Source organism: Enterobacter quasihormaechei (assembly GCF_004331385.1).
In the GTDB taxonomy this organism is placed as follows: Bacteria; Pseudomonadota; Gammaproteobacteria; order Enterobacterales; family Enterobacteriaceae; genus Enterobacter; species Enterobacter quasihormaechei.
Window position 1 is genome coordinate 31,572 of record NZ_SJON01000014.1, and the last position, 23,369, is coordinate 54,940.

The following is a 23,369-nucleotide window of genomic DNA, read 5'->3' on the forward strand; positions in this document are numbered from 1 at the left end:
CTTGAGCCTAACGAAGCGCTAAAGCCTGGCTTTGACTGAGTATCAGACGCGCTTTTAGATATAATTCCTGACGGCTGTGCGTCCCGATCCGGTCCGACAGTAAAGCGCGCTGACAATAAAGCGTTTTTACCGAGCGAAAGAGCCGTCTGGCCTCAAGAGGAAGGGGGATATCTTTTTCCAGCATTTGCATGGTTCGGTTATCACATCGCGTGAGCAGAGGCAGAACGTTGTCCGAAGCGTGCGAGGCGTAACCGGCAATCCAGCGTCTGATTATTTCAGCCACCGCATAAATGCGGGTATCTGGAGTAATGAACAGCGTTCGTTCATATCCGCTGGTCCCTGACAGCATTCGGAAGCAAGAATCGGTACAGAAAACAATACGAGGGCTCTTCCCTTCCATTGCCGCATTCTCCTTCATCCGCCATACGAACACCTGTGGCAGCGTCATTCCGACAAAGACCTGCACCTGGATCTCTGGCATGGTAATAATGTCTGGCGAAATAATATTCCTGAACAGCACCACCAGCGCGGAACAAAATACATTATTGGCTCCGCTGATAGAAATACGGGAACGCCCTGCCAGCATCACCTGTTCGGACCAAATGACTTCCTGCATCTTCTTTCCTGTAAAATAGGCCGATCGTTCTCATCGTCCCACGTCATTGATGGCAGGATATGAAAACCGACGTTATGCCGTGGTCGTAAAAATCCGTCGACTATAGTAATCACACCGTCTTTCGAAGCCTGTAGGTCTTATAGGTATGTCTTGTAGGATTAAACTGAAACCACGGGAAAAGTATCCTGGCGGCTGACGCTTTGGCCCCATGTCTTTACGTTCCCTGCGCGCTAATGCGCAACCTCATACAATACGCACGCATCTGTGCCTCCTACACTGGCTACAACATGTATTACTGTGGACGGAAAGATGATTAGCGGCGTGTTGTATGCTCTGCTTGCAGGGTTGATGTGGGGACTGATTTTCGTCGGCCCGCTGATAGTGCCGGAGTACCCGGCGATATTGCAGTCAACCGGACGCTATCTGGCGCTGGGGCTGATTGCCGTGCCGCTGGCATGGCTGGGGCGTGCGCGTCTGCGCCAGCTGAGTCGCCAGGACTGGCTCACCGCGCTGGCGCTGACGATGATGGGCAACCTGATCTACTACGTCTGCCTGGCCAGCGCCATTCAGCGCACCGGCGCGCCGGTTTCCACCATGATTATCGGCACGCTGCCGGTCGTCATTCCTGTGTTCGCGAACCTGCTGTACAGCCAGCGTGACGGCAAACTGGCGTGGTCAAAAATAGTGCCCGCGCTGGTATGCATCGCCGTGGGGCTGGCTTGCGTGAATATTGCCGAACTTCGCCATGGTCTGGAAAATTTCAGCATGTGGCGTTACGGTTCAGGGATCTTTCTGGCGGTTATTTCAGTTGTGTGCTGGGCCTGGTATGCCCTGCGCAACGCACGCTGGCTGCGGGAAAACCCGGATAAGCATCCAATGATGTGGGCCACGGCGCAGGCGCTGGTCACGCTTCCCGTCTCGCTGCTGGGCTATGCGGGTGCGTGTGTCTGGCTGGGTAGCGAGCATCCGGATTTCGCCCTGCCCTTCGGACCGCGCCCGTGGGTATTCGTCGGGTTAATGGTTGCCATTGCCGTGCTGTGTTCGTGGGTGGGCGCGCTGTGCTGGAACATTGCCAGCCAGAAGCTGCCGACGGTGATATTAGGGCCGCTGATTGTCTTTGAGACGCTGGCCGGGCTGCTCTATACCTTCCTGATGCGCCAGAGCATGCCGCCGCTGTTAACGGCCTGCGGGATCGCGCTGCTGGTCGTTGGGGTGGTGATTGCGGTGAGAGCGAAGCCGGAAAAACCGAGGGTCTTTCCGGCGTCGGAGGGGTGAGCTTTTCGCCCAGCGGCGCTTCGCTTGCAGGGCCTACAAAACCGTAGGCCGGGTAAGCGTCAGCGCCACCCGGCACAATGTCAGAACGTTTCCCAGTTCGCTTCAGACGCCGTTGCTACGGGCTGCGCCTTAGGCGCGTAAGCCTTCACGGGCGCGGCTTTTACTGCCTGGTTGCGGGTGATCTTAAATACCGCCACCGCTTCGTTCAGGCGCGCAGCCTGATCTTCCAGCGCCGCTGCCGCTGCCGCAGACTCTTCCACCAGCGAGGCGTTCTGCTGGATAACGCGATCCATCTCCGCTACCGCCTGGCCCACCTGATCGATACCGCGGCTCTGCTCGTCGGAGGCTGAGGCAATCTCGCCCATGATGTCCGTCACGCGCGTAACCGCATTGACGATCTCCGCCATCGTCGCCCCCGCTTCATTCACCAGTTGAGAGCCCGCGTTAACGCGATCGCCGGAATCATCGATCAGCGCTTTGATCTCTTTCGCCGCCTGTGCGCTGCGCTGTGCAAGGGTACGCACCTCGCCCGCGACAACCGCGAAGCCCCGCCCCTGTTCGCCCGCACGCGCCGCTTCGACCGCCGCGTTCAGCGCCAGAATGTTGGTCTGGAAGGCGATACCGTCAATCACGTTGGTGATCTGCGCAATCTTGCTGGAGCTGGTGGCGATTTCATCCATCGTACGCACTACGCCCTCGACCACGTTTCCGCCCTTCTTCGCGGTGGAAGAGGCATCCAGCGCCAGACGCGACGCCTGACGCGCGTTATCGGCGTTTTGCTTCACGGTAGCGGTTAGCTGCTCCATGCTGGCTGCCGTCTCTTCCAGGGAGGCGGCCTGCTGCTCGGTACGGGAAGAGAGATCGTTACTGCCCGCCGAGATTTCACCCGCGCCGGTGTAGATTGTATCTGCGCCTTCGCGCACCACGCCCACCGTATTCGCCAGCGCGGTTTGCATCTCCTGAACGTTACGCGCCAGGATCGCCATTTCGTTTTTACCCTCAGCGTGAATCGGCTGGGTTAAATCGCCTGCCGCAATGGCGCGGATGTGGTTGATCACCTCTTCCAGCGGCAGCAGCAGCACGCGGCGCATGGCAATCCAGCTGGAGATAATGACGGCTACCACCAGCAGCATGACCGCAGAAAGGATCCACAAAATCCGCTTGTAGTCGCTTTCATTGTCCTTGATGCCTTTGTCGGTGAGCGCGGCCTGCGCCTCGCGCCATTCGCGGTAGACCTTTTGCATCGCGGTCTGCTTGTGTTCGGCATTTTGTTTAAACATCTCTTCCAGGTTGCCCTGACTCAGCAGAACGTTCATCTGCGTCAGCGTGGCGGAGTAGATGCGATACTGCTCTTCAAGCCTGTCGGCCAGGTGCTCGTCCATGCCCGGCGTTTCCGGCAGCGCGTAGTATTTATCGTAATGGGTCTGGGCATCGGCCAGCAGATTTTTCGCGGTATTGACCAGCTCGTTCAGCTGCCCGCCGTTAATCTGAGATGCCATGCTGCTTTGCAGACGCAGCATGCCGCGGTTGAGGGTAACGCGCGCCTGGTTAAGGCTGATCCAGGCGTCGGTAAACTCCGCGACGTTCTGGCTGGAAAGCTGAGAAACGGTGAAGTTCTCTTTATCGTTATTGAGCGCATTAATGAAAATGCCAGCTGAGATCAGCTGCATGATGCCGAGCACGAGCAGCACCGAGATGAGAAGAGTAATGACTTTTATACGTTTAAACATGCGTTGCCTTTTGATATGCAGGTATTGTCTGACCTGTATCTATCGGCACGTGCGGCAGGTTGTTTACTGTTTCTCCACCTTTAAAAACTTTCGAAAGCTTTTTCTGCATTCAATCAGCAGGTTAAAAGCACGTTTTTTTTGTGATCGCCCTCTCACTTTTACCCTTGCCTCTAAAGGGTTATAGTATCGCTTTAAAGATGCATTTAAAATGCATCTTATATTTCTGATGATGAGGTAACTCCTATGGCCTTCCGCGACCAACCCCTGGGCGAGCTGGCGCTCTCCATCCCTCGCGCTTCTGCGCTGTTCCGTAAATACGATATGGATTACTGCTGCGGCGGTAAGCAAACGCTGGCGCGCGCAGCGTCGCGTAAAGAGCTGGATGTAGAAGCTATCGAAGCGGAGCTGGCTAAGCTGGCAGAACAGCCTGTCGACAAAGACTGGCGCACCGCGCCGCTGGCTGAAATCATCGACCACATTATCGTGCGTTACCACGACCGTCACCGTGAACAGCTGCCGGAGCTGATTTTACAGGCCACCAAAGTAGAGCGCGTTCACGCCGATAAACCTTCCGTACCGCGCGGCCTGGCGAAATACCTGACCATGCTGCACGAAGAACTTTCCAGCCACATGATGAAAGAAGAGCAGATCCTCTTCCCGATGATTAAACAGGGCATGGGGAGCCAGGCGATGGGGCCCATCAGCGTGATGGAAAGCGAACATGATGACGCGGGGGAACTGCTGGAGGTGATCAAACACACCACCAACAACGTCACGCCGCCACCTGAGGCGTGCACCACCTGGAAAGCCATGTACAACGGCATTAATGAGATGATTGACGACCTGATGGAGCACATCAGTCTTGAGAATAACGTGCTGTTTCCGCGGGCATTGGCTGATAAATAAAAAAGCCCGGTAGCGCTAGCGCTTACCGGGCCTACAACGTCCTCGAACGTAGGCCGGGTAAGCGTCAGCGCCACCCGGCACATGCTTAACGCATGCCTGCCATACGTTTCTTACCGATAAACAGCCAGCCCAGCCCCAGCGCGATAAACCACAGTGGCGTGACGATCAGCGCCTGACGGGTATCGTCTTCCAGCGTCAGCAGCACCAGCACAAAGACGAAGAACGCCATGCACACCCAGCACATCAGCTTGCCCAGCGGCATCTTGTAGATCGACTTCTCGTGCAGGTGTGGACGCTGCTTGCGGTACACCAGGTACGAGCAGAGGATGATGGTCCAGACGAACATGAACAGGATCGCCGACACCGTGGTGATCATGGTGAACGCGCCGATTACGCTCGGGTTGACGTAAAGCATCACCACGCCGCCCAGCAGGCAGATACAGGAGAAGGTCAGCCCTTTCGCCGGCACCGCGCGTTTTGAGAGTTTGGCAAACGCGCTCGGGGCAACGCCCTCCTGCGCCAGTCCGAACAGCATACGGCTGGTGGAGAACACGCCGCTGTTCGCAGACGACGCCGCAGAGGTAAGCACCACGAAGTTAATCAGGCTTGCCGCCGCCGGCAGACCGACCAGCACAAACAGCTCAACGAACGGGCTCTTGGTTGGCACCACCGAGCTCCACGGCGTCACGGACATAATGATAATCAGCGCGAATACGTAGAACATAATGATACGCAACGGGATGGAGTTAATCGCGCGCGGCAGGGATTTCTCCGGATCTTTGGTTTCCGCCGCCGTGGTGCCGACCAGCTCAATCCCCACGAATGCGAACACCGCAATCTGGAAGCCGGCAAAGAAGCCGCTGATGCCTTTCGGGAACCAGCCGCCGTCATTCCACAGATGGGCAAACGACGCCTGAACGCCGGTTGGCGACTGGAAGTGCGTCAGCACCATCACCAGCCCGACGACAATCAGCGCGATGATGGCAACGATTTTGATCATCGCGAACCAGAACTCCATCTCACCGAACATTTTTACGGTGGCGAGGTTAAGGCTCAGCAGCAGGATAATCACCGCCAGCGAGGCCACCCAGTCCGACAGGCCGGGGAACCAGAACTGCGCGTAGGCCGTGATGGCGACAACGTCCGCCATACCGGTGACCACCCAGCAGAACCAGTAGGTCCAGCCGGTGAAATAGCCTGCCCAAGGACCGAGCAGGTCGGACGCGAAATCGCTGAAGGATTTATATTCGAGGTTCGAGAGCAGCAGTTCACCCATTGCACGCATCACGAAGAAGAGCATAAAACCGATGATCATATAAACGAAGATGATCGACGGGCCGGCAAGACTGATGGTTTTGCCCGATCCCATAAACAGCCCGGTGCCGATGGCGCCCCCAATGGCAATGAGCTGAATGTGACGGTTTGTGAGATTTCGCCGTAGCGACTGTTCAGACGTCGCCTCTTCTGCGGCGGCGACTTTGACCTGATCTACCATGTGATATTTTCCTGTTTATGCCTGTCTGTGTTGTTACGGCTCTTCTGGCCTTTAAATACGCCAAATAAATGACGGTCCCTTTGTAAGGACTAATCGATAGTAGGTAAGAATCGGCGGGATGAATACTATGATTTGGATATTATGTTAATAATATGTTGAAAGTGAGTGTCATATCACTCATACAGCGCGAAACAGCTCACAAAAATACACGTAACAGTTTCGTTTGCAATACAAAATGTTGATTCCGTCGTAACTCCAGGTTTTATCGCTATTTTCCTCTCCCCGACTGAAGAGAGGAAAATAAGAAAAACCGATTACAGGATTTCCAGCAGCTCGACTTCAAACACCAGGGTGCTGAATGGCGGAATGGACGCGCCAGCGCCGCGCTCGCCGTAAGCCAGGTTGTGCGGGATGGTCAGTTCCCACTTTGAGCCTACCGGCATCAGGGTCAGGGCTTCGATCCAGCCTGGGATAACGCCGTTAACCGGGAACTCAGCCGGTTCGCCACGCGCAACGGAGCTGTCGAACACGGTACCGTCGATCAGCTTACCGGTGTAGTGCACGCGAACGTGGTCGGTACGCGCCGGGATAGCGCCATCACCCTGATTGATTACGCGGAACTGCAAGCCGGACTCGGTGCTGTTCACGCCTTCACGCTCGCGGTTCTCTTCCAGATATTTAACGCCTTCTGCCGCCATCTCTTCGAAACGCGCGCGACGCACGGCGTCAGCACGTTCGTGAATTTCACGCAGCGCACGGTGCACAACGTCAACCGGCACGGCGGGTTGCTTGCCTTCCAGCGCATCAGCGATACCCGCCACCAGCGCTTCCGGTAACAGACCTTCCAGGCCGGATTCGCTCAGCTGCTGTCCTACCTGCAAGCCGATGCCGTAGCTTGCCTGCGCTTCGATAGTGTCAAAAGTCGGGGTGGTCATGGGTTTTCCTTCCATCACATTTAAAGTAGCGGGCAGCATATCAGCCATGCCCTTATGGGTAAAACTTTGTCTTAAGTAAAGGTGACAAACAGCGGCGAAACGGAAACAATAGTAGCCGTCAGGATTTTCCCAAATATATGTCACGAAAGCTGGCTTTGTTACGCCCATCAGGCAGTTAGCAAACTACACTTCTCAGGACAGGATAAAAAGACGCGGAGCAGGAGGAGAGCCATGCCCGGGCGATTTGAACTGAAACCTACCCTGGCGAAAATCTGGCATGCGCCGGATAACTTTCGCATCATGGACCCGCTGCCGCCTTTGCACCGCAGAGGCATTATCATTGGCGCGCTGCTGATCGTCATCGGCTTCCTGCTTCCTTCCGGCAGTGACAACGTTGATACCGCGCCGGTCAGCCGGAATGCGGAGCTGGATATCCAGTCGCAAAGCCAGCCGCAGCCGGATTCACAGCCGATGCAGACGCAGCTGGTCACGCCCTCTAACGATCCGGGCCAGGTTGCGCCGGTTGAACCTGAACCCGTTCAGGAAGATCAGGAGCAGACCGCCGCTCCTTCAGAGCCGCAGGCGCAACAGCCTACCGGCATTGAGCAGCAGTGGCGTTCGTATCGCGTAGAGTCAGGGAAAACCCTTGCCCAGCTGTTCCGCGACCACAATCTGCCGGCAACGGATGTGTATGCCATGGCGCAGGTTGAAGGGGCAGGCAAACCGCTCAGCAACCTGCAAAATGGTCAGATGGTGCAGATCCGCCAGAATGCCAGCGGCGTAGTGACGGGACTGACCATTGATACGGGGAATGGTCAGCAGGTGCTGTTTACCCGTCAGCCGGACGGCAGTTTTATCCGGGCACGCTAGTTCCCGTAGGCCGGGTCAGGCGAAGCCGCCTCCCGGCACGTCATTTCTCAGGCGCTCCGCTTGTTCACCCACCAGATCCCCGAACAGACCAGCACCAGCGCAATCGCGTATTTGATGTCCAGAATGTTTTCGCCGAGGAAGATGGCGGAAAGCACCGTCCCTGCAACAGGAATGACAAAGTTGAACGGAGCAATCATGCTCACGCGGTTCACCTTCAGCAGCGCGCTCCACAGGGCGAACGCCACGGATGAGAGCAGGGTCAGGTAACCCAGCACAGCGACGGCCTTCATGCTGTGCACTTCCAGCGTTCCGCCCGTGATATAGCCTCCCGCAACCAGTGCCGCCCCGCCTATCGCCAGCTGCCAGCCCGTCATCACCGTCGGGTCAACGGTCTGGGAAATACGTTTCCCGTAAAGCGTGGCGGCAGAGAGAATAAAGGCCGCCAGCACGACAAATCCGTCACCTTGCCAGACAAACTGGAAATCACGTAACCCGCCGTGGAAGTTCACCAGCATCACCCCGGCGAAGCCCAGAACGCAGCCCAGCGTTTTGTTGTAGCTGAGTTTGTCATTGTGGTAGATAAAGTGCGCCAGCAGCACGCTGAAGAAGGTGCCGGTGGCATTCATGATCGAGCCGTTCACCCCGGTGGTGTAGGCCAGGCCGATATAAAAGAAGGTGTACTGGATGGTAGTCTGGGTAAGCCCAAGGATCGTGAGCTGGCCAAACTGCGTGGGCGTGAGCCTGCCAATCGGTTTTCGCTGGGCCAGGGCAAAGAGCAGCAGCAGCGCACCGGCAAACAGAAAACGGTATCCGGCAAAGACGACTTTGGACGGGATATCATCGGTCGCGATCTCAAAAAGTTCGTAGCCGCTTTTAATGGCCGGGTAAGAGCTTCCCCAAAGCAGACAGCAGAGCGTGGCGCAGGCATAGGCCACATTTCGACGGGCAAAGACGGGCGTGGGCAGAGCGGTATCCATGACAAATCTCATAAATAAAATTGCGTTTCAATTTATTATCAGAGAATGCGTCAGGAATAGCGACCTTACAATAGCAAAACATGACGTAGGGTCACGCTAAAAAGCAAAACGCCGGCACAAGGCCGGCGCTTCGACGTGAGCAGAGTAAAAAATTACTCAGCTACTACGTTAACAACCAGTTTAGCGAACACTTCGCTGTGAACCTGGAAGTCAACTTCGTGCTCACCAGTGGTACGCAGAACGCCGTTCGGCATGCGAACTTCACTCTTAGCCACTTTAACGCCTGCCGCAGTGACTGCATCAGCGATATCGCGGGTACCGATGGAACCGAACAGTTTACCTTCGTCGCCAGCTTTAGACGCGATGGTAACGGTGCCCAGTGCGTTGATTGCTTCAGCGCGAGCGTTAGCAGCCGCCAGAACGTCAGCCAGTTTGGCTTCCAGTTCAGCACGACGTGCTTCGAAAAACTCTACGTTTTTCTTAGTAGCTGGAACAGCTTTACCCTGTGGTACCAGGAAGTTACGAGCGTAACCCGCTTTAACGTTTACCTGATCACCCAGGCTGCCCAGGTTTGCTACTTTATCAAGCAGAATAACTTGCATTACCTTATCCTCTTAAAGTCGTATTAATGGACCGTGCCCGATTACTGATGACGATCAGTGTACGGCAGCAGAGACAGGTAGCGAGCGCGTTTGATAGCGCGAGCCAGCTGACGCTGATATTTTGCACGAGTACCGGTGATACGGCTTGGGACAATCTTACCGCTTTCGGTGATGTAGTTTTTCAGCGTTGCGATATCTTTATAGTCGATCTCTTGAACGCCTTCCGCGGTGAAACGGCAGAACTTGCGACGACGGAAATAACGTGCCATTTGGCTAGTCTCCAGTATCTATCAAATCAATCTGCTCGGCATGCAGAACCATTTTGCTCAGGCCGTTCTTTGCCTTGTGGCAAGAGATGAACCCCTGAACGATTACTGCGCTACCGACCGTTAAACTGTGAGTAATGGCCTGGTTTTCGTGTCCGCTAATAATAACGGGCATTTGGCACCACGCCTGCCGGTGAAACCCGGCTTCCTCTTGCACAGAACGATGCTCAAGCACGAACTGGCAATGCGGAATTCCTGATGGGCTGACCTTTCGAAGGGGGGTCCTGCACACGGTGCCGGACAACACCAGACGGTTGGTCATCAGAAATTACTCTTCAGAATCCCCAGCATCAGAATCATCTGCGGTTTCGTTTGCGAAATCATCGCGACGCTCACGGCGCTCGTCTTTCGCTTTAACCATCGGAGATGCTTCGGTCACTGCGTGTTTGGTACGCATAACCATGCTGCGGATAACGGCATCGTTGAAGCGGAAGGTAGTTTCCAGCTCATCAATCACTTCCTGCGGCGCTTCAACGTTCATCAGAACGTAGTGAGCTTTGTGCAGTTTGTTGATTGGGTAAGCCAGCTGACGGCGGCCCCAGTCTTCCAGACGGTGGATCGTGCCTTCTGCACCAGTGATGGCAGCAGAGTAACGCTCGATCATACCCGGAACCTGTTCGCTCTGGTCAGGATGGACCATAAAAACGATTTCGTAATGACGCATCGAATTGCTCCTTACGGATTATTCAGCCTCCTGTCTGGGTCAGCCGAGGCCCGGGGAGGCAAGGAACGTGTTAAAGGTCGGCTGAAAAATTGACGCGTCATAATACTTGCGCCCCCCGCTAAACACAAGGTGATTGCGCAAATAATTCGCACAAAGCGTAAAGCTGATCTAAGTGGGTGATTTAAAATCACTCGCATCAGAAGCGCTGTTTTTTTGAACAACACCATCAGAAATGGTCACCCATCGCAACCAGAGGAGCGATTACACTTTAATCAGAATCCCTTAAACAGAGAAGGAGCGCATTACCCCGTATCACCGCACGCAGTCGTGGAGCGCATATCATGAAAAGAATCGCAATCGCCATTTTGGCTGCGCTTTTGCTCAGTGCAAACGCAATGGCAGCCATCAGGATAGACAGCCGACAGGCCAGAAACATGGATGATGTGCAGAGCTTAGGCGTAATTTACATCAATCATAACTTCGCCACTGAAAGTGAAGCAGATCGGGCGCTGAATGAAGAAACCGACGCGCGGGGCGCAAAATACTATCACGTCATCCTGACACGTGAGCCCGGCAGCAACGGCAATATGCACGCCAGTGCAGATATCTACCAGTAACGTTTTATCGCCAGCACCAGGAAAGCCAACAAAAAATCAAAGCAATATATGACTTGCCCCCTGCGCGGGGGCTTTTTTTATGAATGGCCCCGGAATACCACCGGTTACAGCTGTTTCGGTATTCCAGAGCACATATTCACTTCTGCCCGTAATAAGCATTGGGTCCGTGCTTACGCATGAAATGCTTGTTCATCAGGTAATCATCAATGCCCTGAAGCTGCGGGTTAATGCCGCGCGCAATCCACGCCATTCGAGCCACTTCTTCCATGACCACCGCGTTATGCACGGCGTCATGCGCATCTTTACCCCACGAGAACGGACCATGCTGGTACACCACAATCCCCGGCGTGTGCAGTGGTTCCGTCTCACCCAGCGTTTCGATAATGACCCCGCCGGTGTTGAGTTCGTACTCCCCTTCGACTTCAGCCTGCGTTAACGCGCGCGTGCAGGGAATATCACCGAAGAAGTAGTCCGCATGGGTTGTGCCCAGCGCCGGAATTGCCAGCCCAGCCTGCGCCCAGGCGGTCGCGTGCGTGGAGTGGGTGTGCACAACGCCCCCCAGAGACGGATAACGCTGGTACAGCGCCAGATGGGTTGCCGTATCTGAAGAAGGACGCCATTTGCCCTCAACGACGTGTCCTTCGAGGTCAACCACCACCATATCTTCAGCGCTCATGGCATCATAGGCTACGCCGCTCGGCTTAATCACCACCAGCCCCTGCTCGCGATCGATGGCGCTCACGTTGCCCCAGGTGAACGTCACCAGGCCATAGCGCGGCAGCTCCATATTGGCCTCAAAGACCTGCTGTTTTAGCTTAAGCATGTTCCGCCTCCAGCAGGCCTGCCCGCGCCATCCGCTCGCGCACCCAGTCCCTGGCTTTCGCCACTTCTGCCGCCGGGTCGTCCGCAGTTTCGCTCCACATCTCAATCAGATAAGGCCCACAATAGCCGGTCTGTTTGAGCGTCTGGAAGCACCGTTCGAAATCCACCACCCCGGTGCCGAACGGCACGTTTTTAAACACGCCGGGACGGGTATCTTTGACGTGCACCGCAACGATATGCCCGATGCCCGCCTGAAGCTCCATCTGTACGTCGTTATCCCATGCCGACAGGTTGCCGATATCCGGATACAGCTGGAACCACGGGTTGTTCAGGTAGTGTGCGTAGCCCAGCGCCTTGCTGATGGAGTTCATCAAGGGATAATCCATGATCTCCATCGCCAGCGTCACCTGCGCGCGGCTGGCCATCTCAACGCTCTCTTTCAGGCCGTCCCTGAAACGACGGCGCGTTTCATCGTTGGCGTCCTGATAGTAAACGTCGTAACCCGCCAGCTGGATCACGCGGATGCCGACATCCTGCGCAAAACGAATGGCTTTGCGCATGATCTCCAGCCCCTCAGCGCGCACGGCATCGTCTTCACTGCCAAGCGGAAAACGACGGTGCGCGCTCAGGCACATGGATGGCACCCGCACGCCGGTTTCGGCAATGGCGCTCACCAGCGCCAGACGCTGCTCGCGGGTCCAGTCCAGGCGAGAAAGGCGCTCGTCCGTCTCATCCACCGACATTTCGACAAAATCAAAACCCAGCTGCTTCGCCAGCTGTAACCGCTCCAGCCAGCACTCCCCCGCAGGGAGTGCCTTTTCATAGATGCCAAGCGGGACCTGTTTTGACAACATACCCGCTCCTTAGCCCCAAAGCTGAGCGATGGAGCGTTTGAACTGACGCGCCGCTTCCACCGGAGATGCCGCGTCGCGAATGCTGCGACCGGCAATAAAGACGTGGATTGGGATGCCCTGGAACAGCGGCAGATCTTCCAGCGCCAGGCCACCGGTAACGGTGACTTTGAAGCCCATATCGGCCAGGCGTTTGATCGCGCTGATATCGACCTCGCCCCACGCCACGCCTGCGGCCTGCGCATCGCGGCTGCGGTGATACACCACCTGCTGAATACCCGCGTCGCGCCACGCCTGCGCCTGCTCCCAGGTCCAGAAACCGGTCAGCTCTATCTGCACGTCGCCGTTAAACTCTTTTGCCACATCCAGGGCACCTTTCGCGGTGTTGATATCCGCACAGCAAATCACGGTGACCCAATCAGCGTTGGCTTCGAAGCACATGCGAGAGAGAATTTTGCCCGCATCGGCGATTTTGGCATCTGCGAGTACGATTTTATGCGGGTAGAGCGCTTTCAGGTCGCGAACCGCGCGAACGCCCTCGCCTACGCACAGAATGGTGCCCACTTCGATGATGTCGACTTCTTCCGCAATCAGGCGGGTGGTTTCGTAGGCGTGAGACAGCGTCTGGTTATCCAGCGCGACCTGTAACATTGGTAAAGACATATTCAATTCCCTCTTAAACTGCCGCCGCAGTGGCGTGATCAATTAAATCCAGTACTTCCTGCGCGGTACGGCAGGCGCGTAAACGGTCGAAATTGGCTTCGTCCTCAAACAGATTGACGATTTGCATGATCCCCACCTCCTGGTGGGTGTTGGCATCGACAGCCGCCATGGTGATGAGGATATCGACCGGGTCGTTATCTTCGTGGTTGAACACCAGCGGCGTTTTCAGCGTCACCAGCGAAAAACCGGTTTTCCTGACGCCCTCTTCCGGACGTCCATGCGGCATGGCCAGCCCCGGGGCAATCACAAAATAGGGGCCGTGCTGCGCCACGCCGTCCAGAATGGCCTGGTAATAACGCGGCTCGACAACGTCCGCCTTAACCAGCAGATCCACGCTCAGCTTCACCGCGTCCTGCCAGGTGCTGGCGTCGGCCTGTAAAAGGATGGAGTTATTTTCTGCCAGCGAATCACGTAGTTTCATGTGGCGTCCTTACTTCACGTCCTGTGGGAAGTGTTCTTTGATCACGTCCAGCAGTTTTGGTCCAAAATCCGCAGGAGACAGCATGTTGCGCACGCCTACCACGTATTTGTTACCCGAGACGCTAATCTCACCGGCAATGTGCGTTGAGGCGATGATGATGTCCGCGCCGTTCAGTTCACTTTTGTATTCACCCACTGCGCAGCTGTTCACCGTGTGGTCAATGTTTGACTGGGTTAAAAACTGGTCCACTTTCATTTTCATGATCATGGAGCTTCCTTGCCCATTGCCACACACAGCCAGGATACGTACGGTCATAATCGAAACTCCTTAGTGAGCAGAAACTTCTGCTGTTTGTTTTTCCGCATCTTCTTCAGCCCGCAGCGAACGGCCAGCGAAGAACATATAAGTCAATGCAATCAGGATGATGACGGCCATAAAGACCAGCCCGACGGAGGCAAAGCCCTGCATCATCGGCGGTGCCAGAATTGACCAGTCCGCCATGCCCATCCAGGCGCTCATGCCGGTGAGCTTGACCGCCCACACGCAGCCGAAGATTTCAACCATGCCCATCACCAGACAGATCTTGAGCGCGGCGCGCCATCCGCCGAAGTGGTTCGCAAACACGCCGATGGTGGCGTTGGAGAAGAACATCGGGATAAAGCCGGGAATAATCAGGATGGAGGAGCCACAGCCCACCAGGATGCCGACCGCAATCAACTGGCCGATGGTGCCCCACATAAAGCCCCAGACCACGGCGTTTGGCGCAAAGCTATAGATAGCCGCACAGTCAATCGCCAGTACCGCGCCAGGGATCAGGCGCTGGGAGATACCGTTGAACGCCTCAGAGAGTTCGGCGACGAACATGCGCACGCCCTGGGTGATGATGAAAATGGCCACGGCGAAAGAGAAGCCGGTTTGCAGGATATAGACCGTCCAGTGGGTTTTACCCGCCATGGCCTGCACCACGTCAATGCCGAAGGAGAGCAGAATGGCACCGAAGAAAAGGGTCATCACAATCGCCGTTGAGACGATGTTGTCGTGGAAGATATTCAACCAGCCAGGCAGCTTGAGGTCTTCGACACTCTCCTCTTTTTTGCCCAGATAAGGCGCAACTTTGTAGGCAATCCAGGAGGCGAACTGCTGCTGGTGACCGATGGAAAAGCCGCAGCCGTCCGTGACGTCCTGCGTGGGCTTGTACATCATGTTGGAGGTGATGCCCCAGTAAAGCGAGACCAGCACTGCTGTGCAGATGACCGTGGTCCACATTGGGTAGCCGAAGATATAGAGAGAAACGGCAATCAGCCCCGCCTGCTGGAACATGATGTGTCCGGTAAGCATGATGGTACGAATGCCGGTGATGCGACGCAGGAGCACGTAAATGATGTTCAGCGCCAGCGCGAGCAGCACCGCATACCCAACCCAGCTGTACGCATCACCCATGCGATCGATAGTGGCCATCATGGACGCGTAAGTGTCAGAGATGGCGCCGTTAATGCCGTACACCTCGGACATTTTGGCAACGACCGGCTTAAACGTGCTGGTCAGAATGCCAGACCCCGCCTGCAACAGCATAAAACCAATGATGGTTTTGATGGTGCCTTTGATAATCACGCTGACGCTTTTGCGCAGCAGGATGTAACCCAGGCACGTCACGATACCCAGCAACAGCGGGGCGTTGGTCATTACCTGATTAAAGAACACGGTAAAGACGTTGTAGAGGATCTCCATAACTCTCTCCAGAAAGTGAGAACACAAGGGGTAATCCTTGTGTGGTTGGTGCCATCACTCTATTAATCACAAATAATCATCACAAGATTGCATTTGATTATTTGTGACGGATCACGCAATTTATTTCCATAGCTTTAGTAATGATTTTCACCACCGATGAAGCACAGCATATTAATTCTTAAAATTCATCAGGTTAATGATATATAGCGGTTATCTTAACAACGAACAGAGGGTTTTTCTGTGATGTGGCGAGGGGAATTTTCCGCACACCAGCCATTGCAAATCGATGCAAACAGTGCCAGCATTAATCACAATAAATCACATAATGATTATTTTTGATTAAAAGCAGGAGTCAAACGATGAGTAAAGTGGAAACCATCACCCGTGAATCATGGATCCTGAGCACCTTTCCAGAGTGGGGTAGCTGGCTGAACGAAGAGATCGAGCAGGAACAGGTTGCTCCTGGCACCTTTGCGATGTGGTGGCTGGGCTGCACCGGCATCTGGCTGAAGTCAGAAGGCGGCGCCAACATTTGCGTCGATTTCTGGTGCGGCACCGGCAAGCAGAGCCACGGCAATCCGCTGATGAAAAAAGGCCACCAGATGCAGCGTATGGCCGGGGTGGAAAAACTTCAGCCGAACCTGCGCACCACGCCTTTTGTGCTTGATCCTTTTGCCATTCGCCAGATCGACGCCGTGCTCTCTACCCACGATCACAACGATCACATTGACGTAAACGTGGCGGCCGCGGTGATGCAAAACTGCGCGGACGACGTACCGTTCATCGGGCCGCAGACCTGCGTGGATTTGTGGATTGGCTGGGGCGTACCAAAAGAGCGCTGCATCGTGATGAAGCCGGGCGACGTGGTGAAAATCAAAGACATTGAAATTCACGCGCTGGATGCTTTTGACCGCACCGCGCTGATTACCCTGCCTGCCGACCAGAAAGCCGCAGGCGTACTGCCAGACGGGATGGACGAGCGCGCGGTGAACTACCTGTTCAAAACGCCTGGCGGCTCCCTGTATCACAGCGGAGATTCCCACTACTCTAACTACTACGCGAAGCACGGCAACGAGCATCAGATTGACGTGGCGCTCGGCTCCTACGGGGAAAACCCGCGCGGTATTACGGACAAAATGACCAGCGCGGATATGCTGCGCATGGCGGAAGCGCTGAACACCAAAGTGGTGATCCCGTTCCATCACGATATCTGGTCAAACTTCCAGGCCGATCCGCAAGAGATCCGCGTCCTGTGGGAGATGAAAAAAGACCGCCTCAAGTATGGCTTCAAGCCGTTCATCTGGCAGGTTGGCGGCAAATTCACCTGGCCGCTGGATAAAGACAATCTTGAGTACCACTACCCGCGTGGCTTCGATGATTGCTTTACTATTGAGCCAGACCTGCCGTTTAAATCCTTCCTCTGATCGTGAAGCCCAGTCGCCAGACCCTGAGTCTGGCGATGTCATTTTTATTTTAGTAATTTCACGCTATTTCAAATATTATCTTTTCAAATCAATTCTTATCGGAATAGCTCATGACGGAAGCGCAACGGCATCAAATTTTACTGGAACTCCTGGCGCAAACAGGGTTTATCACCGTCGAGAAAGTGATCGAACGTTTAGGGATCTCCCCCGCTACCGCGCGGCGGGATATCAACAAGCTGGATGAGAGCGGCAAGCTGAAAAAAGTTCGCAACGGCGCAGAGGCTATCAGCCAGCAGCGTCCACGCTGGACGCCAATGAACATCCACCAGGCGCAGAATCACGATGAAAAGGTGCGGATTGCCCGAGCGGCATCACAGCTGGTGAATCCCGGCGAGAGCGTGGTGATCAACTGCGGCTCGACGGCGTTTCTGCTGGGCCGCGAGATGTGCGGCAAGCCGGTACAAATCATTACCAACTACCTGCCGCTGGCCAACTATCTCATTGACCAGGAACATGAAAGCGTGGTGATCATGGGCGGCCAGTACAACAAGAGTCAGTCCATTACCCTCAGCCCGCAGGACAGTGAAAATAGCCTTTATGCCGGGCATTGGATGTTTACCAGCGGCAAGGGCCTGACGGCGGATGGCCTGTATAAAACCGATATGCTCACCGCAATGGCGGAACAAAACATGCTTAACGTGGTAGGCAAGCTGGTGGTGCTGGTCGACAGCAGCAAGGTCGGTGAACGCGCCGGCATGCTTTTCAGCCGCGCCGAGCAAATCAGCATGGTGATCACCGGCAAAAACGCCAACCCTGAGATCCTCAGCAAGCTTGAAGATCAGGGTGTTAAGGTACTTCGCGTTTAAAGATGCTGGCGGAAAAACGCCACCGTCGCCTCCAGTGCTGCCGGGGTAATGCGGTGCCGGACGCCGGCTCCCCACTGGCAGGTCAGATTGCTGTCCAGCCCTTCGCGCTGTAGCGCCTGTTGCAGACGGAACGTTTCACCGGGCGGTACAACGTCGTCGGCATCTCCATGCCAGAGCAGCAGCGGTCGATCGCCCAGCCGCGAAAGCGCATGGCTGACGTCCCATTCAGACAACAGAGCCTCAATCTCCTGAGGTGCCTGCGGCGGAAACAGCGTCTTTGCCAGTGACGTAAAGTAGCCCGACCCCATCAGGCAAGCCACGGACGCTACCTCAGGATGCCTGGCCATGATCCCCAGCGCCGTCATTCCCCCCATTGATGCGCCTGCGACCGCCAGCCGTTTACCCTCCACCAGCCCCGCCTGTAAGAGCGCGTCACGCAGCCCGGCGAACTCGGTCAGATTGCCGTGCAGCGTTTGCCAGAACAGCCCCAGCCGCGCCTGCTCATCGCCGGTAAAGCGTGCACCATGGTTCGGCGCATCAGGCATGACGACGCGAAATCCGGCCTGCGCCAGCGCGACGGCAAAATAGCTGTAGACCAGCTTCGAGGAGAGAAAGCCATGATAGAAAACCACCGCCGGCAGCGGTTGTTCACCTTTACCTGCCGGAAAAGCATGGAGGATTTCATGGTCATTCAGGCGGCGCGTTTCAATTTCAATCATTGTCGATCCTGTGCTGATGAATGATTCATAATGTTGAGAGCTGGATTACGGTTTCACGATATTTTCATTCGAAATCTACGTTCCAGATAACACTTCGGGAACATTCCCCCAAAACTAAATTCGCAGACAACTACACTATGGCTATCAGGAAAAGAGACAGGGCTATGCGCAGGCTTACCGCTTTATTGCTGGTCACACTGCTCGGCGGATGTTCCGTATTGCAGGGTACGCCAGAACCGGCACCGCCGGTTACCGATCGTCCCCAGGAAATTCGTCGTAATCATACGGAAGGATTACAACGCCTGGGAACCGTATCCGCGATGGTTCGCGGTTCACCGGATGATGCAGAAGACGCAATTGAAGCGCAGGCCGTTGCCGCAAAAGCAGATTATTACGTCATCATTATGATTGATGAAACCATTATTACGGGACAGTGGTACGCGCAGGGAATTTTGTACCGTAAGTAGGCATCATCATTTGAACGACCTTTACACTGCTTTTCGTCCGTAGACATTTTCCTGTCCACAATAAACTGCATGCCAGCAACAATGGAAATGCGTTTATTCGCGAAGGATTGCCCGGCGGATACCGGAGACACGTGAAAAGGAGCTGACGATGAAACGAACCCTTGCTTTAACGACGCTATTACTTTCAGCAGGCCTGCTGAGCACCACGGCGCAGTCAGCCGAATTTGCCAGCGCGGATTGCGTCACGGGCCTGAACGAGATTGGTCAGATCTCCGTTAACAATATAACGGGGAGTCCGCAAGACGTGGAACGTGTCGTCGCCCTGAAGGCTGATGAACAGGGTGCCTCCTGGTATCGCATCGTCCAGATGCAGGAAGATCACCATGTTAATCTCTGGCGCGTACAGGCCATTCTTTATGCATAATCCCTTCCGATAAAGGCCACTTAATTTTAGTGGCTTTTCACTTTTGCAAATTTTTTATCTCTCCAGAAACGCAATAAAAACAATCTCGTAACATTCAGTTACAGTAAAAAGATAAACGTTCTCTCCGCTCTGCCGTTGAACAGCCATACCTTTTCAATGATGAGCAATTTATGATCACTTTTTTCCGTCGGGCAGGTCTGGGCACGAAGCTATCGCTGCTTACAGGTGCAAGTGTCGCCACGCTTTTTTTGCTGTTCACTTTCCTGTTGAGCCACAACGCCAGCCAGCAGCTTGAAGATCTTGCGGTTGAAGACCTGCATAACCAGTCTACCGGCATGGTGGATATGGTAGAGATGTTCAACACCAGCCTGAGCGAAGAGGTCGAGAGCTATACCCGTCTGTTCACCACCTTTTTGCCACAGCCACTGAACAGCGACAGCAGCCAGAGCCGGACCATTAACGGCCTTACCGTTCCTCTGCTGAAGGGCGGTGAAACGGAGTTGCATGAAAACAATTCGCTTTCTGATGACTTCCTGAGCCGAACGGGGGCTATCTCGACGCTGTTTGTCCGCAGCGGTAACGATTTTATTCGCGTGGCGACGTCGCTGCGAAAAGAGAACGGTGACCGCGCGATCGGAACCGTTCTGGATACCACCAGCCCGGCATTTGCCGCCGTCACGAAAGGGGAAGTCTATCGTGGTCTCGCTCTGCTGTTCGGCAAGCGCTACATCACGCAATATCAGCCTGTTAAGAATGCGGAAGGCCAGGTTATCGGTATTATCTTTGTCGGCGTAGACATCACCCATTCGTGGAACGTCATGCGCGAGAAAATCCTTAACCGTCGACTGGGCGAAAGCGGTCATTTCTACGTGCTGGACCGCAGCAGCGGTAAAACGCGCGGACAGTACCTGTTCCACGCCAGCGAAGAGGGCAAACTGCCCGCCTGGGACGCCGCGACGCAGCAGCAGCTTCTGAGTGACAAACCCGGCACGCTGGAACGCGTGAGCGCGGATGGCCGTACGCTCAAAGTTGCCTACACGCCGCTGGCGGGCTGGAACTGGACCATCGTGGGTGAAGTGGACAAGGCCGTACTGCTTTCAAGCGTCACCACCCTGCGCGATCGCTTCCTGATGGCGGGCGTGGTGTTATCCGCACTCTTCGCGGGCCTGTTCGTTATCCTCATTCGCCGGATGCTGACCCGCCCGCTGCGCGCGGTAATCGAGCTTGCCCGGCAGTATGCCGCAGGCGATCTGCGTGCCAGCCTGCCGGTCACGCGACAGGATGAAGTCGGCCAGCTGGTTGACGCCATTAACGGCATCGGCGGCGGTCTGCAAAAAATTGTCTTGCAGGTCCGCGAGGCCGCAGGCGAGATCCATCTGGGGACTAACGCGCTGGCTTCAGACACCGGCGAGATCTCTGAGCAGATCAACAAGCAGGCCAGCAGCGTTGAGGAGACCTCCGCCAGCATGGAGCAGTTAGCCGCGACCGTGCAGCAAAACGCCGCTAACATGGAACAAACGCAGCAGCTGGTGGGTGAAACCTCGCGCGCGGTGCATCAGGGTGGAGAGACGGTGACCCACGCGGTATCCACCATGGATGATATTCGCGACGCATCAAAACGCATTGAAGACATCACCCGCGTGATTGAGTCCATCGCTTTCCAGACCAATATTCTGGCGCTCAATGCGGCGGTAGAAGCGGCGCGGGCGGGCGAACACGGCAAAGGTTTCGCCGTGGTGGCGCAGGAAGTGCGCGCCCTGGCGGCACGCAGCGCTAACGCGGTTAAAGAGATTGAACAGCTGATTGGCGACACGCTGAACAAGGTAAGCGAAGGCCACGCGCTGTCTGAAAAAACGCGCCTGGCGATGGATTCCATCATTGTTCATATCGATAACATCAGCCAGCTTGTCACCGAGATCAATCACGCGTCCCGCGAGCAGTCTGCGGGGATTGGCCAGGTGAATCTGGCGATGACGCACATCGGTGAGGCATCGCATATTAATGCCGATCGTATCTCACGCAGCGAGCAGACGGCACAGACGCTGCGCGAGAAGGGTTCGCACCTCACCCGGCTGGTGAGCCTGTTCCAGCTAAAGGCTTAACCTACCCGGCCCGTGGCGCGCAGCAGCAGGTCGTTTTGCACCTGCTCGCTCATCAGCGTCCCACCCCGGGCATCCAGCATCATGCGGCACCACGCCTGCGCTACGGGCGGCGATGCGTGCCGCAGCATCTGGCTTCCGGCGCTCAGTAAAAAGAGCTGCTGCGCGATCTCCCTGCCCTGCGCTTCGTGTGGCTTACGCAGCTTCTGCTGTAGCTGCCGCCAGCTGCGATCGAAGTGCCTGTCCTGGCCTTTTACCTGCGCAAAATCATCGGCGAGCAGGTCGAGAATGCCTGGCTGCTTCGCCAGCACGCGCAGGACATCGAGGCACATAATATTGCCAGAGCCTTCCCAGATGCTGTTAACGGGCATTTCACGGTACAACCGCGGAAGCTCACTCTCTTCGCAATAGCCTGCGCCACCCAGCACCTCCATTGCCTCTGCCACAAACGGTATGCCCGCTTTGCAGACGCTGTATTTTGCCGCCGGCGTGAAAAGCCGCGCCCACGCGGCTTCCTGCGGATCGGTACGGTTGTCCCACGCCCGGGCGAGTCGGAACAGCAGCGCCGTCTGCCCTTCCAGGATCAGCGCCATCCGGCTTAGCACCTCGCGCATTAACGGCTGGTCGATCAGATTTTTGCCGAAGGTCTGCCGCTGATGGGTATGATAAAGCGCCACCGAGAGCGCACGGCGCATCAGCCCGTGGCTGCCAAGCGCGCAGTCGACGCGCGTCAGCCCACCCATCTTCAGAATTTGCCGGACGCCTTCTCCCTCTTCGCCCAGCAGCCAGCCGGAAGCATCGAGAAACTCAGCCTCACTGCTGGCATTCGAGCGGTTGCCGAGTTTGTCCTTCAGACGCTCCAGACGCACCGCGTTGCGCTGCCCGTCGGGCAGGAAACGCGGGACAAAAAAGCAGGACAACCCGCCTTTCGCCTGTGCCAGCACCAGATGCGCATCGCTCTGCGGTACGGAGAAAAACCATTTGTGCCCCACCAGCCGGTAACTGCCATCGCTGCACTTTTCTGCTCTGGTGGTGTTGCTGAGCACGTCCGAACCGCCCTGCTTTTCCGTCATCCCCATGCCGATCAGCAGGCCGCGCTTTTGCGCGCCCGGGGCGAGATGAGGATCGTAACGATCGCTCATCAGCGGGGTTAACCAGTCCTGAAAGGGGTTGGGCAGCAACTGTTGCAGCAGCGGCGTGGCGGCAAAGGTCATGGTTACCGGGCATAGCGTTCCCGCCTCCACCTGAGCATGCAGCACGAAACGCGCGGCCCGGGCGACGAACGATCCTTTTCGCGCCGCCTCTTTCCACGCCAGGTTGTGTACCCGGTTGGCGCAAAGCCCCTGCATCAGAAGATGCCATGCCGGATGAAAGCGGACGTCATCCAGCCGCGCTCCCGTGGCGTCATAACGCAGCAGTTCCGGCGGGTTAACGTTCGCCAGCCTGCCCAGCTCCAGCGACTCCGCCGTGCCCAACTGCTGTCCGATGCTGGCAAGAAGATCCAGATCCCACTCAGCCCCTTCACGCGCTACCGCATCGCGCAGGGCGCAATCAGAGAGGAAAAGGTTGCTGTTCGATAGCGGTGCAGGTTGATTAAAAACGGTATGCGTCTGCCAGTGCATGCTGTCTCCCTCCTTTCATTGGCAATAAAGGTAAGTATGGACAGAGGGCAAACACGCTGCATGGGAGAGGGGTCACACGACGGCGATCGTGTTGATATCATCCGTGAAATAGCTCACAGAACATAAGAATAAACTATTTCATTACTTCGCTAATGCTGAATAATTTATTCTTACCCCGTTTTTGTGAGGA

The 23,369-nt window shown here is 55.8% G+C and carries 26 protein-coding genes; 9 read left to right on the forward strand and 17 right to left on the reverse strand.

What is annotated here, in order from left to right:
- Nucleotides 1–7: 7 nt before the first annotated feature.
- Nucleotides 8–616, reverse strand: a complete 609-nt coding sequence (locus E0L16_RS16600) for a hypothetical protein (RefSeq protein ID WP_131637450.1) — start codon at nucleotides 614–616, stop codon at nucleotides 8–10.
- 309 nt (nucleotides 617–925) lie between these two features.
- Here E0L16_RS16600 and E0L16_RS16605 point away from each other — a divergent pair, with 309 nt between their 5' ends.
- Nucleotides 926–1,891 carry a DMT family transporter gene (locus E0L16_RS16605; RefSeq protein WP_131637452.1) on the forward strand — a complete coding sequence of 322 codons (966 nt, stop codon included), beginning with the start codon at nucleotides 926–928 and terminating at the stop codon, nucleotides 1,889–1,891.
- 80 nt (nucleotides 1,892–1,971) lie between these two features.
- Here the strand turns inward: E0L16_RS16605 and E0L16_RS16610 are convergent, their stop codons facing one another.
- Nucleotides 1,972–3,621: a methyl-accepting chemotaxis protein gene (locus E0L16_RS16610; RefSeq protein ID WP_131637454.1), complete on the reverse strand. Its 1,650-nt coding sequence runs from the start codon at nucleotides 3,619–3,621 to the stop codon at nucleotides 1,972–1,974.
- 243 nt (nucleotides 3,622–3,864) lie between these two features.
- Between E0L16_RS16610 and ytfE the strand changes: the two genes are divergently transcribed.
- Complete coding sequence (gene ytfE, locus E0L16_RS16615; RefSeq protein WP_063867163.1) at nucleotides 3,865–4,527, forward strand: iron-sulfur cluster repair protein YtfE; 663 nt, start codon at nucleotides 3,865–3,867, stop codon at nucleotides 4,525–4,527.
- Between the two features lie 85 nt (nucleotides 4,528–4,612).
- Here the strand turns inward: ytfE and cycA are convergent, their stop codons facing one another.
- Entirely contained in the window at nucleotides 4,613–6,022 is a 1,410-nt protein-coding gene (gene cycA, locus E0L16_RS16620) for a D-serine/D-alanine/glycine transporter (protein ID WP_063450909.1), read from the reverse strand.
- A 314-nt stretch (nucleotides 6,023–6,336) separates the two neighbouring features.
- Nucleotides 6,337–6,957 (reverse strand): BamJ family beta-barrel-assembly machinery protein, encoded by a 621-nt coding sequence (gene bamJ, locus E0L16_RS16630; protein ID WP_063450910.1) that lies wholly within the window; start codon nucleotides 6,955–6,957, stop codon nucleotides 6,337–6,339.
- A 231-nt stretch (nucleotides 6,958–7,188) separates the two neighbouring features.
- On the opposite strand from bamJ, the gene E0L16_RS16635 reads away from it, so the two are divergent.
- Nucleotides 7,189–7,827, forward strand: a complete 639-nt coding sequence (locus E0L16_RS16635; protein ID WP_131637458.1) for an OapA family protein — start codon at nucleotides 7,189–7,191, stop codon at nucleotides 7,825–7,827.
- A 47-nt stretch (nucleotides 7,828–7,874) separates the two neighbouring features.
- On the opposite strand, the gene E0L16_RS16640 is transcribed toward E0L16_RS16635, so the two are convergent.
- The 5 genes from E0L16_RS16640 to rpsF all read right to left on the reverse strand — a co-directional run bounded on the left by E0L16_RS16640 (nucleotide 7,875) and on the right by rpsF (nucleotide 10,396).
- The gene (locus tag E0L16_RS16640; protein WP_063450912.1) at nucleotides 7,875–8,804 is read right to left on the reverse strand and encodes a DMT family transporter; all 930 of its coding nucleotides are present in this window, start codon (nucleotides 8,802–8,804) and stop codon (nucleotides 7,875–7,877) included.
- A 152-nt stretch (nucleotides 8,805–8,956) separates the two neighbouring features.
- Nucleotides 8,957–9,406 carry a 50S ribosomal protein L9 gene (gene rplI / locus E0L16_RS16645; protein WP_006810372.1) on the reverse strand — a complete coding sequence of 150 codons (450 nt, stop codon included), beginning with the start codon at nucleotides 9,404–9,406 and terminating at the stop codon, nucleotides 8,957–8,959.
- A 41-nt stretch (nucleotides 9,407–9,447) separates the two neighbouring features.
- Entirely contained in the window at nucleotides 9,448–9,675 is a 228-nt protein-coding gene (gene rpsR / locus E0L16_RS16650) for a 30S ribosomal protein S18 (RefSeq protein WP_000135199.1), read from the reverse strand.
- A 4-nt stretch (nucleotides 9,676–9,679) separates the two neighbouring features.
- Entirely contained in the window at nucleotides 9,680–9,994 is a 315-nt protein-coding gene (priB, locus tag E0L16_RS16655; RefSeq protein WP_022646836.1) for a primosomal replication protein N, read from the reverse strand.
- Nucleotides 9,995–10,000: 6 nt separating this feature from the next.
- On the reverse strand, nucleotides 10,001–10,396 hold the full coding sequence (rpsF, locus tag E0L16_RS16660; protein ID WP_003856034.1) for a 30S ribosomal protein S6: 396 nt from the start codon (nucleotides 10,394–10,396) through the stop codon (nucleotides 10,001–10,003).
- A 341-nt stretch (nucleotides 10,397–10,737) separates the two neighbouring features.
- Here rpsF and yjfY point away from each other — a divergent pair, with 341 nt between their 5' ends.
- Nucleotides 10,738–11,013, forward strand: coding sequence for a DUF1471 family protein YjfY (yjfY, locus tag E0L16_RS16665; protein WP_107534514.1), 276 nt, complete (start codon nucleotides 10,738–10,740; stop codon nucleotides 11,011–11,013).
- A 136-nt stretch (nucleotides 11,014–11,149) separates the two neighbouring features.
- Here the strand turns inward: yjfY and E0L16_RS16670 are convergent, their stop codons facing one another.
- The 6 genes from E0L16_RS16670 to ulaA are packed head-to-tail and all read right to left on the reverse strand — an operon-like array spanning nucleotide 11,150 to nucleotide 15,558.
- Nucleotides 11,150–11,836: an L-ribulose-5-phosphate 4-epimerase gene (locus E0L16_RS16670; protein WP_131637460.1), complete on the reverse strand. Its 687-nt coding sequence runs from the start codon at nucleotides 11,834–11,836 to the stop codon at nucleotides 11,150–11,152.
- Complete coding sequence (locus tag E0L16_RS16675) at nucleotides 11,829–12,689, reverse strand: L-ribulose-5-phosphate 3-epimerase (protein WP_063867157.1); 861 nt, start codon at nucleotides 12,687–12,689, stop codon at nucleotides 11,829–11,831. Before E0L16_RS16675 ends, E0L16_RS16670 begins: the two co-directional genes overlap by 8 nt.
- A gap of 9 nt (nucleotides 12,690–12,698) precedes the next feature.
- Nucleotides 12,699–13,349 (reverse strand): 3-keto-L-gulonate-6-phosphate decarboxylase UlaD, encoded by a 651-nt coding sequence (gene ulaD / locus E0L16_RS16680; RefSeq protein ID WP_131637462.1) that lies wholly within the window; start codon nucleotides 13,347–13,349, stop codon nucleotides 12,699–12,701.
- 13 nt (nucleotides 13,350–13,362) lie between these two features.
- Nucleotides 13,363–13,830 carry a PTS ascorbate transporter subunit IIA gene (gene ulaC / locus E0L16_RS16685; protein ID WP_131637464.1) on the reverse strand — a complete coding sequence of 156 codons (468 nt, stop codon included), beginning with the start codon at nucleotides 13,828–13,830 and terminating at the stop codon, nucleotides 13,363–13,365.
- 9 nt (nucleotides 13,831–13,839) lie between these two features.
- Entirely contained in the window at nucleotides 13,840–14,145 is a 306-nt protein-coding gene (gene ulaB / locus E0L16_RS16690) for a PTS ascorbate transporter subunit IIB (RefSeq protein ID WP_025758276.1), read from the reverse strand.
- A 12-nt stretch (nucleotides 14,146–14,157) separates the two neighbouring features.
- The gene (ulaA, locus tag E0L16_RS16695; RefSeq protein WP_022646831.1) at nucleotides 14,158–15,558 is read right to left on the reverse strand and encodes a PTS ascorbate transporter subunit IIC; all 1,401 of its coding nucleotides are present in this window, start codon (nucleotides 15,556–15,558) and stop codon (nucleotides 14,158–14,160) included.
- Nucleotides 15,559–15,917: 359 nt separating this feature from the next.
- Between ulaA and ulaG the strand changes: the two genes are divergently transcribed.
- Together ulaG and ulaR are read left to right on the forward strand one after the other, a co-directional pair.
- Nucleotides 15,918–16,982, forward strand: a complete 1,065-nt coding sequence (ulaG, locus tag E0L16_RS16700) for an L-ascorbate 6-phosphate lactonase (RefSeq protein ID WP_063450919.1) — start codon at nucleotides 15,918–15,920, stop codon at nucleotides 16,980–16,982.
- Nucleotides 16,983–17,092: 110 nt separating this feature from the next.
- Entirely contained in the window at nucleotides 17,093–17,848 is a 756-nt protein-coding gene (ulaR, locus tag E0L16_RS16705; RefSeq protein ID WP_063867148.1) for an HTH-type transcriptional regulator UlaR, read from the forward strand.
- On the opposite strand, the gene yjfP is transcribed toward ulaR, so the two are convergent.
- The gene (gene yjfP, locus E0L16_RS16710; protein ID WP_131637466.1) at nucleotides 17,845–18,567 is read right to left on the reverse strand and encodes an esterase; all 723 of its coding nucleotides are present in this window, start codon (nucleotides 18,565–18,567) and stop codon (nucleotides 17,845–17,847) included. The genes ulaR and yjfP overlap by 4 nt on opposite strands.
- Nucleotides 18,568–18,704: 137 nt before the next feature.
- Here yjfP and bsmA point away from each other — a divergent pair, with 137 nt between their 5' ends.
- The 3 genes from bsmA (at nucleotide 18,705) to E0L16_RS16725 (ending at nucleotide 21,560) form a co-directional block, all read left to right on the forward strand.
- Nucleotides 18,705–19,034, forward strand: coding sequence for a biofilm peroxide resistance protein BsmA (bsmA, locus tag E0L16_RS16715; RefSeq protein ID WP_131637468.1), 330 nt, complete (start codon nucleotides 18,705–18,707; stop codon nucleotides 19,032–19,034).
- 148 nt (nucleotides 19,035–19,182) lie between these two features.
- Entirely contained in the window at nucleotides 19,183–19,458 is a 276-nt protein-coding gene (yjfN, locus tag E0L16_RS16720; protein WP_063450923.1) for a DUF1471 family protease activator YjfN, read from the forward strand.
- Nucleotides 19,459–19,628: 170 nt separating this feature from the next.
- A complete protein-coding gene (locus tag E0L16_RS16725) occupies nucleotides 19,629–21,560 on the forward strand; it encodes a methyl-accepting chemotaxis protein (RefSeq protein ID WP_131637470.1) in 1,932 nt (643 codons plus the stop codon).
- Here E0L16_RS16725 and E0L16_RS16730 read toward each other — a convergent pair.
- A complete protein-coding gene (locus E0L16_RS16730) occupies nucleotides 21,557–23,179 on the reverse strand; it encodes an isovaleryl-CoA dehydrogenase (RefSeq protein WP_131637472.1) in 1,623 nt (540 codons plus the stop codon). The genes E0L16_RS16725 and E0L16_RS16730 overlap by 4 nt on opposite strands.
- Nucleotides 23,180–23,369 lie beyond the last annotated feature (190 nt).